At 68.2% G+C, this 12213-nt stretch carries 10 protein-coding genes; 8 read left to right on the plus strand and 2 right to left on the minus strand.

From position 1 onward, the window contains the following. The coding region (locus B2K11_RS14185) for a M28 family peptidase (protein WP_163619017.1) at positions 1-1339 on the minus strand (1339 nt) is incomplete at its 3' end. A gap of 428 nt (positions 1340-1767) precedes the next feature. Here B2K11_RS14185 and rplJ point away from each other — a divergent pair. From rplJ to B2K11_RS14220, 7 genes are all read left to right on the plus strand, one after another. Beyond that, positions 1768-2283, plus strand: coding sequence for a 50S ribosomal protein L10 (rplJ, locus tag B2K11_RS14190; RefSeq protein WP_109211493.1), 516 nt, complete (start codon positions 1768-1770; stop codon positions 2281-2283). A gap of 44 nt (positions 2284-2327) precedes the next feature. Beyond that, positions 2328-2714, plus strand: coding sequence for a 50S ribosomal protein L7/L12 (gene rplL / locus B2K11_RS14195; protein ID WP_163619019.1), 387 nt, complete (start codon positions 2328-2330; stop codon positions 2712-2714). 298 nt (positions 2715-3012) lie between these two features. Continuing rightward, positions 3013-3939, plus strand: coding sequence for a sugar ABC transporter permease (locus B2K11_RS14200; protein WP_163619020.1), 927 nt, complete (start codon positions 3013-3015; stop codon positions 3937-3939). Continuing rightward, positions 3926-4849 carry a carbohydrate ABC transporter permease gene (locus B2K11_RS14205; RefSeq protein ID WP_239526072.1) on the plus strand — a complete coding sequence of 308 codons (924 nt, stop codon included), beginning with the start codon at positions 3926-3928 and terminating at the stop codon, positions 4847-4849. The genes B2K11_RS14200 and B2K11_RS14205 overlap by 14 nt, the downstream gene beginning before the upstream one ends. Before the next feature lie 94 nt (positions 4850-4943). Beyond that, on the plus strand, positions 4944-6281 hold the full coding sequence (locus B2K11_RS14210; protein ID WP_163619022.1) for an extracellular solute-binding protein: 1338 nt from the start codon (positions 4944-4946) through the stop codon (positions 6279-6281). Positions 6282-6480: 199 nt separating this feature from the next. Then, complete coding sequence (locus B2K11_RS14215) at positions 6481-8337, plus strand: DUF6807 family protein (protein WP_163619024.1); 1857 nt, start codon at positions 6481-6483, stop codon at positions 8335-8337. Then, entirely contained in the window at positions 8334-9440 is a 1107-nt protein-coding gene (locus B2K11_RS14220) for a Gfo/Idh/MocA family oxidoreductase (RefSeq protein ID WP_163619026.1), read from the plus strand. Before B2K11_RS14215 ends, B2K11_RS14220 begins: the two co-directional genes overlap by 4 nt. Before the next feature lie 83 nt (positions 9441-9523). On the opposite strand, the gene B2K11_RS14225 is transcribed toward B2K11_RS14220, so the two are convergent. After that, positions 9524-10573 carry a LacI family DNA-binding transcriptional regulator gene (locus tag B2K11_RS14225; protein ID WP_163619028.1) on the minus strand — a complete coding sequence of 350 codons (1050 nt, stop codon included), beginning with the start codon at positions 10571-10573 and terminating at the stop codon, positions 9524-9526. Positions 10574-10816: 243 nt separating this feature from the next. On the opposite strand from B2K11_RS14225, the gene B2K11_RS14230 reads away from it, so the two are divergent. Continuing rightward, entirely contained in the window at positions 10817-12160 is a 1344-nt protein-coding gene (locus tag B2K11_RS14230) for an ABC transporter substrate-binding protein (protein ID WP_163619030.1), read from the plus strand. Positions 12161-12213 lie beyond the last annotated feature (53 nt).

Raw genomic sequence — 12213 nt, forward strand, 5'->3', positions numbered from 1 at the left:
GGCCCGCCACACCGCCCCAGATCTCTGCCTGCTGCACGGTCTTGGGCACCTCGGCGCCGGTGAACAGGCCGCCCGCCGGGATGCCGTTCTGGATGAACGCCTGGTAGTCGCTGCGACCGCTGAACTGCGCGTCGTCGTACGGCACGCCCGCCCAGGTGTAGTAGCTCTCGAACAGGTCCTCGATCTGGATGGAGCCCTCGGGGATCGGCACGCCGGCAGGCGCATCCCAACCGGACTCGTCACCGTCGTACACCATGAAGATGTAGTTCGGCGACGCCACCATGTCGAAGTTCAGGTAGAGCGCGACCTCGTCGAGGGTGCCCTCCACCAGCTGCTCGTCGACCCACGCGCGCGAGCCGAGCAGGCCGCTCTCCTCGGCGCCCCACCACGCGAAGCGCACGGTGTTCTCGGGCTTGAGCTTCGAGATCTGCTGGGCGATCTCCAGGAGCGCCGACGATCCGCTGCCGTTGTCGTTGATGCCGGGACCGGCCAGCACCGAGTCGAGGTGCGCGCCGGCCATGACGACGTTGGAGTCGTTCGCGCCGGGCAGCTCCGCGATCACGTTGACCTGAGGACGCGACTCGGGCTGGTCGACCACGATGTGCGCCGTCGAGTTCGCCTGGGCGAGCGCGGCGCCGTCGGCGAAGCTCGCGCCGACGACGGGGATGTTCAGCGGCGTCTGGTTGATGCCGAACAGTGTTCCCGTCACGAGGCCGGAGCGAAGCTCGGTGTTGCCCTGGTTGAAGATGATCACGGCCTCGGCGCCCGCCGTCTGCGCGTTCACCGCCTTCACGCCGAACTCGCATGTGCCCCGCTGGATCAGCGCGATGTCGTTCTCGCCCGAGAAGTCGAGACCGACGAAGTCCGATGCCTCACAGCCGCTCGTGACCGGGTCGCGCGGCATGTCGAGGACGATGTCGACCGGGATCACATTGCCCGTGAGCTCCCCGTAGCCGGTTCCGGTGAAGGTGCCCGACTCGTACTCGGCGGCGACCGGCGTCAGCTGCTCGAGGAAGGGCGGCGGCACGAAGGTGAACGGGAACTCGTCGAGTTCGACGTTCCAGCCGGCGGCTTCCAGCGTGTCGACCACGTACTCGACGCTCGCGGTGTAGCCGGTGGTGCCCGCCGCGCGGGTGTCGTCGTTGGCGTCGGCGATCGCCTGGAACGCCTGCTGGTGCTCGAGGACTCCGTCGACGCTCACGCACGAGAGAAGTTTCTCGTACGTGTTGTTGGTGCGCGTGTCGCAGGCTTGGGCGGGCGCTGCGTATGCGCCGCCGGCTGGAATCAGCGCCAGGGCCGCGACCGCCGTCGTCGCGATCACCCCGGTCCTGGCGCGCATGGAAAGTGCTCTAGATGGGTACATCGTCTTCCCCTCCATTGCGGGCGTCATCGTTGACACCCGTCGCGATGGAGCATATGCAAAGCCCTCCGCCGGGGGAAGTGAAGAAAGTATGAGAATCGGGATCGACGTCTGCGCACATCGCCGCGTGCACACCTCGCCGTCCCGATTTGGAGGTGGGCGCGGCATCCCTTACCATGAATGAAGCCGAAGACCGCCGGTCATCGACGTGCGTGTGAACGCATGGAGATCGAAGCTCTGCAACGCAGGGGCCCGCGCAGGTGTCACGAACGATTCTCCTGGATTCAGGAATCCCGCTCCGTGCGCTTGCGCCGGAGCTTTTTTGTTGCCGCGACGAGATGATGAGCGGATGCCTCCGGCCGGCGCCCCGCCACCGCGGAGCGTCTCGTACACCACAAGGAGTGGCCATGGCGCAGAAGGAAGCATCGGTCGCCGAGCTCACGAAGAACTTCGAGGACTCGACCGCCGTTCTGCTGACCGAGTACCGCGGTCTGACGGTTGCCCAGCTCAAGGAGCTGCGCAACAGCATTCGTCAGGACGCGGAATACGCCGTGGTGAAGAACACGCTGACCAAGATCGCCGCGAACAACGCGGGGATCACGTCGCTGGACGACGACCTCAAGGGTCCGTCTGCCATCGCGTTCGTGCACGGTGACCCGGTCTCCGTCGCGAAGGGTCTTCGTGCCTTCGCCAAGGCACACCCTCTTCTCGTGATCAAGGGTGGTTTCTTCGACGGAAACCCCCTGAGCGCTGACGAGGTCAACAAGCTCGCCGATCTCGAGAGCCGTGAAGTCCTGCTGGCGAAGCTCGCCGGTGCGATGAAGGCCTCGATGACCAAGGCGGCATACGTCTTCAACGCGCTCCCGTCGAAGGCCGTCCGCACGGTCGACGCGCTGCGCGAGAAGCAGGAGTCCGCGGCCTGACATCGGGCCTCGGCGTAGCAAAACCACTATCAAGGAGAATCATCATGGCAAAGCTCAGCACTGAGGAGCTGCTCGACGCGTTCAAGGAGCTCACGCTCATCGAGCTCAGCGAGTTCGTGAAGGCGTTCGAGGAGACCTTCGACGTCACCGCCGCCGCCCCCGTGGCCGTGGCCGCCGGCGCTCCCGCCGGTGGTGCCCCCGCCGAAGAGGTCGAGGAGAAGGACTCGTTCGACGTCGTTCTCGAGGCCGCCGGCGACAAGAAGATCCAGGTCATCAAGGTCGTCCGCGAGCTCACCTCGCTCGGCCTCGGTGAGGCGAAGGCCGTCGTCGACGGTGCTCCCAAGGCTGTCCTCGAGGGCGCCAACAAGGAGACCGCCGAGAAGGCTCAGGCCGCCCTCCAGGAGGCTGGCGCGACGGTTACCCTCAAGTAACCCGCTCTGCGAATCACGAAGGCCCCGGATGCTCGCATCCGGGGCCTTCGTCATGCCCGGGGAATCGTAGCGGCGTGCTGAGACTGCGCAATCTGCGAAATCCCTTTCTCACGGTTTGGTCTCGAACCACGCCTGATTTTCACTGGGGACTTGCGCTTCGACATCCGTTCTGACAAGAATGAGAAAGCGCATTCCAGAAAGCGCATTCTCACCACTCGAAGACGAGACCGGAGGACACGGTGACGACGACGCACCGCCCCAGAACACGGCCCCCCGGCCGTGCCCGTGGAGCAGACGCATGAGCGCTGTCAGCGAGCTCGGCAAGCTGAAGACCGCGAAGTCGGACGGCAAGAAGCAGAACAAGGCCGCGTACCTTTTCCTGGCTCCGTGGTTCGTCGGGCTGGAGCTGATCACGATCGGCCCGATGGTCGCATCGTTCGGCCTGTCGTTCACCCGGTACAACCTGCTGAGCCCGCCGAAGTGGATCGGCTTCGAGAACTTCTCGCGGATGCTGACCGATGAGCGGCTCGCCACATCGCTGCAGGTCACGTTCAGCTACGTGTTCATCTCCCTGCCGCTGCAGCTCGCGGTCGCGCTGTTCCTCGCGATCGTGCTCGACCGGGGCCTTCGCGGACTGGCGTTCTACCGCTCGGCGTTCTACCTGCCCTCCCTGCTCGGAGCGAGCGTGGCGATCGCGATCCTCTGGCGTCAGATCTTCGGCGTCGACGGCCTCGTGAACCAGGTGCTCGCGGTCTTCGGCATCCAGGGGCAGGGATGGATCTCCAATCCCGACACGGCGCTCGGCACGCTGATGATCCTGAACGTGTGGACGTTCGGCTCGCCGATGGTGATCTTCCTCGCCGGGCTCCGTCAGATCCCCACCATGTACTACGAGGCCGCCGACGTCGACGGCGCGAGCCGCCGGCAGCAGCTGTTCCGGATCACGATCCCGCTGCTGACCCCGATCATCTTCTTCAACGCGGTGCTCCAGCTCATCGGCACGTTCCAGTCGTTCACGCAGGCGTACATCGTCTCGGGCGGAACGGGGGGTCCGGTCGACTCGACGCTCTTCTACACGCTGTACCTGTACCAGCAGGGCTTCACCAACTACAACATGGGCTACGCCTCGGCGATGGCGTGGCTGCTGCTGGTCATCGTCGGCATTCTGACCGTCCTGATGTTCTGGACCTCGAGGTTTTGGGTTTTCTACGATGACCAAGATTGACGACGCCGCCATGACGGCCCCGCTCGCGACCGAGACGATCGTCACCGGCCGCGCACCGCGCGCCCGCCGGCGCAGCCCGTTCCGCAAGCCGATGGCGAGCATCGTGCGGCACACGCTGCTCATCGCGCTCGCGCTGGTGATGCTCTACCCGGTGATCTGGATGGTCGTGAGCTCGCTGCGGCCGAACGAAGAGATCTTCCGCGATCCGAGCATCATCCCCGACAGCTTCCAGGTCTCGAACTACGTGGACGGGTGGAACGCCCTGGCATATCCGTTCAACGTCTACATGTGGAACTCGGCGCTGATCGTGCTCGGTTGCATCATCGGCAACCTGGTGTCGTGCTCGATGGCCGCGTACGCGTTCGCGCGGCTGCCGTTCAGCGGCAAGCGGTTCTGGTTCGCGGTGATGCTCCTGAGCATCATGCTCCCGATCCACGTGATCATCGTGCCGCAGTACGTGCTGTTCTCCCAGCTGGGCTGGATCAACACCTTTCTGCCGCTGATCGTGCCGAAGCTGCTCGCGACGGATGCCTTCTTCATCTTCCTGATGGTGCAGTTCATCCGCGGCATCCCGAAGGAGCTCGATGAAGCAGCCAGGATCGACGGCGCCGGCCACCCGCGCATCTTCCTGCAGATCATCCTGCCGCTCATGGTGCCGGCCCTGGCGACGACCGCGATCTTCACCTTCATCTGGACGTGGAACGACTTCTTCTCGCAGCTGATCTTCCTGACCAAGCCCGAGCTCTACACGGTCCCGCTCGCGCTGCGGTCGTTCGAAGACGCCCAGAGCACGACCAACTACGCCCAGATGTTCGCGATGAGCGTCGTCTCGCTCATCCCGATCTTCCTGATCTTCCTGTTCGGCCAGAAGTTCCTCATCAAGGGAATCGCGACGACCGGGATCAAGTGACGTCCGCGTCACGCACACCTTCGCGGGCCCCCGGCCCACCCTCATCACACGCACCAACACCCACACACCGACTTCGGTCGAAAGGATGCAAGACATGCGACGCACCACAACCGCACCGCGCTGGTTGCTGCTGACCTCCGTCGGCGCAGCGACGATGCTGACGCTGACGGCGTGCGCGGGACAGACGGAGGCTCCCGCCACCGGCCCGACCCTGTCAGACGAGCCCGTGACCCTCAGCTTCACCTGGTGGGGCAACGACGTCCGCCACGGGATCACGGAAGAGCTCATCGCGGCCTTCGAGGCCGAGCACGAGAACATCACCATCGAGCCCCAGTACACCGACTGGGCGGGCTACTGGGACAAGCTCGCGACGACGGTCGCCGCCGGCGATGCCCCCGACATCATCCAGATGGACGAGAAGCAGCTGTCGACGTACGCCGCCAACGGCGTGCTGCTCGACCTCGGCACCCTCGGCGACCAGCTGCCGACCGGCGACTTCCCCGAGGCCGTGCTCGGCACCGGCGCCCTCGACGGCACGCAGTACGGCATCCCGGTCGGCATCAACTCGTACACCTACATGGCGAACGTCGACGTGCTCGACAGCCTGGGCATCGAGCTGCCCGACGATGAGAGCTGGTCGTGGGAAGACCTCAACGAGATCGCCGAGGAGGTCACCGCGAAGAGCGGCGGCGCCGTCGTGGGCTCGCAGTCGTGGGGCTTCGAGGACGGCGGACTCAACAACTGGCTGCGCCAGCACGGCGAGTCCCTCTACGCCGAGGACGGGTCGCCCGAGGTGACGGCGTCCGCAGAGACGCTCGCCGCATGGTGGCAGAACCTGCTCGACGCCACCGAGGCGGGCGGCACCCCCGACCCCTCGGCCACGATCGAGCGTGAGTCGGCGGGCCTCGCCGAGTCGTTCACGGCCACGAACCAGTCGGCCTTCGGCCCGTGGTGGTCGAACCAGGTCGCCGCGCTGCGCGAGGCGAGTGGCCAGAATCTCGAGCCGCTGATGGTGCCGACGCCCGACGAGGGCGAGAGCGCGGCGGCGTACTACAAGCCGTCGATGTTCTGGTCGGCCTCTGCGAAGACCGAGTACCCCGCCGAGGTGGCGCTGTTCCTCGACTTCCTCTCGAACAGCGAGGAAGCGGCCGACCTGCTGCTCGCCGAGCGCGGTGTACCGGCGAACGAGAAGATCCGCGAGTACATCACGCCCAAGCTCGACGAGGTCAACCAGGAGGTCGTGGACTTCCTCGACGAGATCGCGCCGCGCGTCGGCGAGGCCCCACCGGCGACCCCGCCGGGCGGTGGCGCGATCGAGACGATCATCGACCAGCACACGCAGCGCGTGCTGTTCGGCGAGCAGACGCCCGAGGATGCCGCTGAGAGCTTCATCGCGGAGCTGCAGCAGGCCCTCGACGACGCCGCCATCTAGCCGACGGCCGGGCCGCGCCCACCCGAGGCGCGGCCCGTCGTCCCCAGAACCGCACGGGGCCGGACCGAAGTGATGAGGGGTCCGGTCCCGGGCGGGCATGCCAAGAATCGCTCGGCGACCGCCGCCGGGTCGAAGTCGCACGCGCGAATGCGCCGCACCGGGCACGTCGACGCCCAAGATTGAGAGAGGAGGGGATCCGTTGAGCGAGGTCACAGCGCGCCCGATCACGATGGCGCAGGTCGCGCAGCACGCAGGAGTGTCGCAGGCATCGGTGTCGCGCGTCCTCAACGGCGTCGCCACCGTCGACCCCGCGATCGTCGCGAAGGTCAACCGTGCGGTCGCCGCCCTGAACTACTCGCCGAGCGAGGCCGCGCGCAGCCTCGTGCGGGGGAGCAGCCACACCATCGCGCTGCTGGTGCCCGACCTCGAGAACCCGATGTTCCAGGGCGTGCTCAAGGGGCTCACGGTCGCTGCGGCGCGCGACGGCTATCGCGTGCTCGTCGCCGACAGTGCGGAGGCGGTCGGCGTCGAGGCCGACATCGCGGGGGAGGCGCGCAGCAAGTGCGACGCCCTCGTGCTGGTGTCGCCACGGATGCCGGATGCCGAGCTGCGCGAGCTGATCCAGCGCACGACGCCGGTCGTGGTGGTCAACCGCCGCGTGGACGACACCCCTGCGGCGCAGCTCTCGGTGGACTACACCGCCGCGGTCAAAGAGCTCGGCGTGCACCTGCGGGGCTTCGGCCACCGGCGCATCGCGTATGTCGCCGGACCCGCTCTCAGCTACGCCAACGAGCAGCGCGCGCAGGGGCTCGGGGAGCTCGCCCGTGAGCACCCCGACCTCGAGTTCCTCACGATCCCGGCCGGATCGAGCATGGAGGCGGGCTATGACGCCGCCGACGCCGTGCTCGAGACTGGCGCCACTGCCGCGATCGCCTTCAACGACCTCGTCGCCCTCGGCCTGATGTCGCGCCTGCGCGAGGTCGGCGTCGAGGTTCCGCAACAGCTCTCCATCGTCGGCATCGACGACATCCCCCAGTCCCGTTTCGCCGCCCCTCCGCTGACGACCATGTCGGTTCCTCGGATCGAGATCGGGCGGCAGGCTTGGAATCGCATGCGTCAAGCACTGGACGGCGAGAACGCCGGCCACGCCCTGTTCTATCGGCCCGTCCTGGTGCCGCGTCAGAGTTCCGGTCCGGCATCCCATGCCAGCGGCTGGGTGGGTCCTGCCCGCCCCCTGCTGCGGCTCGGGTCGACGGTGGTCGCCCAGTACGAGGAGGGGACGAACGTCGACTCGGTGCTCTCGCCCCGCCCGTACCTCGACGCCGTGATCTCGCGCGACGGCACGCCGCTCTCCGTTACGGAGCCGACCGACCACCCGCACCACCTGGGGGTGAGCCTCGCGATCGCCGACGTCAACGGCACGTCGTACTGGGGCGGTCGCACCTACGTGCGCGGCGAGGGCTCGATCATGGTCCCCAACCACGGCCGGCAGCGGCGCGACCGCCTGCACATCGACGGGCACTCGCTCGACGAGCGGCTCAGCTGGGTCGACGAGCACGGCACCACGCAGCTGGTCGAGGTGCGGGAGCTCCGGTCGGCTGAGCTCTCGGGCGGCTGGGCGCTGCGGTGGCGCAGCCACCTCAAAGCGACGCTCGACGCCATCACCTTCGGCTCGCCGGCGACGAACGGCCGCGACGGCGCGGGCTACGGCGGGATCTTCTGGCGGTTCGCCCCCGAGATCGCCCGGGTCTTCAGTCCGGCCGGGGACACCGAGCGGGATGTGCACGGCGCGGCGACCGACTGGCTCGCCTTCACGTTCCCGGAGCGCGGCACGACGGTGGTGCTCACGCAGGGCGAGGAGCGCCTGCCGTGGTTCGTCCGCTTCGCCGAGTACCTCGGCGCGGGTCCCTCCGTGGCGTGGGACCAGCCGCGGACGATCCCCGAAGGGGGTGAGCTGAACCTCGAGCTGACCGCCTATGTGCTCGACGAAGAGCTCGCCGACGCCGGCGCGGTCGAAGCGGCCCTTCCGGCGCTCCGCGCCGAGGCGGGGCTGTGACGCCACCGCTTCGCGTCGGTGTCGCCGGCGTCCACGGGCATGGCCGGAGTCACGTCGACGCCGTGCTCGCCCGCCCGGACCTCGAACTCGTCGCCGTCGCCGACCCCCGGGGCGGCGGCGACGTGCCACCTGGGACCGGGGTGTTCGCCGATGCGACGTCGATGATCGAGGCCCTCGATCTCGACATCGTCGTGCTGAGCACGCCGATTCCCACCCACACCGAGCTCGCACGGCTCGCGCTCGCCCGCGGCGCCCACGTGCTGCTCGAGAAGCCGCCGGTGCCCTCGGTCGCCGATCACCATGCCCTCCTGAGTGCGGCGGATGCCGCCTCCCGCGCGGTGCAGGTCGGCTTCCAGTCGCTCGGCAGCGCGGGTGTTCCGGCGACCGCCGACGCCCTGGCATCCGGTGTCATCGGCGACCTCGTGCACGTCGGCGCGGTGGGCCAGTGGTCGCGGTCGGAGCAGTACTGGCGCCGCGCGCCGTGGGCCGGTCACCGTGAGCTCGACGGACGCCTGATCGCCGACGGCGTGGTGACGAATCCTCTCGCCCACGCCGTGGCCACGGCGTTCGCCGTCGCCGGAGCCGCGGCCCCGGAGGACGTCGTGGCGATCGACGCGGACCTGCGCCGGGCGAACGACATCGACACCGACGACACGTCGTCGCTGGTGATCGAGCTGCGCGACGGCACGCGCATCGCCGCAGGTCTTGCGGCCACCGCCGTCCGCCGGCAGGAGCCGTACGTGCTGGTACGCGGCACGCGCGGTTTCCTCGTGTATCTGTACACGCTCGACACGCTCCACGTCCATCGAGACGGCGCGGCGCTGCCCCGCGCCTACGCCTTCAACCGGACCTCGCTCCTCGACGACCTCGCCGCCCACATCCACGACGGCAGCGACCTGCTCGCGCCGCTGCGCCGCACCGGCGCCTTCACCCGCGTGCTCGAGGATGTCGTCACCGGGCCACCGGCTACCCCGATCCATCCCGGGCTCGTGCGTGTCGAGGCATCCGACGGTGAGACGTTCCGCACCGTGATCGGCGTCGAGGACGCCGTCGAACGCGTCGCCTGGGAGGGCCGCACGTTCCGCGACCTCGGTCTGCTCTGACCCGCACCCCGCGCGGAAATCCACCCTCTCGCGGTTCCACGACGCAAGGAATCGCGAAAGGGTATGGTTCCGCGGGGACGGGGTCAGGCGCTGCCGCGGGGGCCGACGCCGATGATCGCGGACGCGTCGTCGTCCACCGCGGCGGTGGAGTTCCGCGCCACGAGCGGCGAGGACTCGTAGAGCCGGTGGGTCGGGGCGCCGGGGTCGTCGAGCTGCCACATCAGCAGCTGCACAGCCGCCCGCCCCTGCTGGTGCGGACGCTGCTGCAGGGTGGTGAGCGAGAACATCTCGGCGTAGGGGTGATCGTCGATGCCGACCACACTCAATCGCTCGGGAACGCGGATGCCGAGCCGCCGCGCTGCGATGATCGCGCCGACCGCCGCCTCGTCGCACACGCCGACGATCGCCGTGGGGCGCGTGCGGCGATCGCCCAGCACTTCGACCGCGGCCCGGTAGCCACCCGGCATGGTGGCCTCGGAATGGACATGACGGACGGATGCCTCGAGCCCGGCGTCGCGCATGGCGCTGCGATAGCCGTCCAGCCGGCGACCGTCGCCGAAGCTCGTCCGGCGCCCGTCGGGGTCGCCGCCGAGGAAGACGATCTCGCGGTGACCCAATCCGATGAGATGCTCGGTGGCGATGCGGGCAGCCGCCTGGTCGTCGATCGACACCGCGTTCGTGCCGACCTCGTACCCGCCGACGGCGACCACGGGCTTGCCGAAGGCGACCAGCTGCTCGAGCTCGCGCGCGCTCGGCTCGATCCCCACAGCGATCAGCCCGTCGAACCTCTTTCTCGCGAGGAAGTGCTCGAACATCTCCCGCCGTGCGGCGGAGTCGGGAGGCGCGCCGTAGAGCGCCAGGTCGAACCTGCGCTCGAGCAGCGCGTCCTGGATTCCCTCGAGCACCTGGGCGAAGAACCACCGGTCGAGTGAGGGCATCACGACGCCGACGGTCTGGGTGCGGCCGGTCACGAGACTGACCGCGCTCGTCGTGGGGACGTAGCCCAGGGCGGCTGCGGCATCCCTCACGCGCTCGCGCGTCGCCGCCGAGACATAGCCCGAGCCGGTGAGCGCACGGGACGCCGTCGACTTCGAGACGCCTGCCGCGCGAGCCACCTCGGAGATGCCCGCCATCGGATCCTCCTCCCCTCCGACGACACCGCCGTCGTCTGGATTGTGGAACCGGTTCCGGGCCTCATTGTGCCGTGATCGCCTCGCGGATGCCACCCCGGTTGACCGCGTTTACCGAGTTGTGATCCGGGGACGTTGTGTCGCCCTGCGGCATCCCCTACCGTGAATATGGAATCGGTTCCCGATCCATACGAGCGGGGTGCGCAATGCGTGCGGCTCCGCGACTCGAAGAGGAGGCAGACGAACATGACTGCACTGCGATCACGTCGTCGACACGGCTACATCGCGCTGGGGCTCGCCACCGTCGCGGCACTGACTCTCGCGGGCTGCGCCGAGGGCGGAGACGAGGGCGACGCGGGTGACGGCTCGCTCGAAGGCGAGACCGTCGAGATCTCCGGCGGCATCACCGGCTCTGAAGCTGACAACCTGCAGAAGTCGTTCGACGAGTTCACCGCCGACACCGGCATCGAAGTGGTGTACACCGGCGACAAGGGGTTCGAGGGCAACATCGTGACGAAGGTCGCCGGTGGCTCCGCGCCCGACATCGCGATCGTGCCTCAGCCCGGGCTGTTCCGCTCGCTCGTCGAGACCGGCGAGGTGCAGGAGGGGACCGAAGAGGTCTCGGCCAACGTCGACGAATACTGGGCCCCCGCCTGGAAGGACTACGGCTCGGTCGACGGCACGTTCTACGCCGCGCCGATGCTCGCGAACCTCAAGGGCTACGTGTACTACTCGCCGGCGAGCTTCGAGGAGTGGGGCGTCGAGATCCCCACGACCTGGGAAGAGCTGCTGGAACTCACCGCGACGATCCAGGAGCAGACCGGTACGGCGCCGTGGTGCGCCGGGTTCTCGTCCGAGGCCGCGTCCGGATGGCCGGGCACGGACTGGATCGAAGACCTCGTGCTTCGTCAGTCTGGTGCCGAGGTGTACAACAGCTGGGCTGCGGGCGACGTCGAGTTCACCGACCCCGACATCGAGGCCGCGTTCGACGAGGTCGCGAAGATCCTGCTCGACCCGAAGTACGTCAACGCCGGGTTCGGAGACGTGAAGAGCATCAACTCGACCGCCTTCGGCGACCCCATCGCCGCAGCCGTCGCCAACGGATCGTGCGCGCTGACGCACCAGGCGTCGTTCCTCACCGCGAACTTCCTCGCGGTGCAGACGGCCGAGGGTGCGACACCCGACGTGGCCGAGGACGGCGACGTCTACGCGTTCCTCATGCCGGGATTCGAGGGTGAGCCCTTCTCGGTCTCGGGCGGAGGCGAGTTCGTGACGGTCTTCTCGGACGACGCCGCGACGCAGGCAGTCGCGGAGTACATGTCGACACCGGAATGGGCCGACGCGCGCGTCGCTCTCGGTGGCGCCATCTCGGCCAACACCGGCGCCGACCCGTCGCTTGCCTCGAGCAAGTTCCTCACCGACGCCATGACGATCGTGCAGGACCCCGAGACGGTGTTCGGCTACGACGCCTCCGACCTGATGCCGGCGACCGTCGGCTCGGGATCGTTCTGGCGGGGCATGGTCGACTGGATCGACGGAAAGCCGACGCCGCAGGTCCTGGAAGACATCCAGGCAGGCTACGAGAACTGACGCACCGCACCTCGGTGCCGGGTCTACACGCTCCTCGCCGAGCGGACCCGGCA

Origin of the sequence: Microbacterium sp. B35-30 (assembly GCF_010634855.1) — a bacterium.
Taxonomy (GTDB): Bacteria; Actinomycetota; Actinomycetes; order Actinomycetales; family Microbacteriaceae; genus Microbacterium.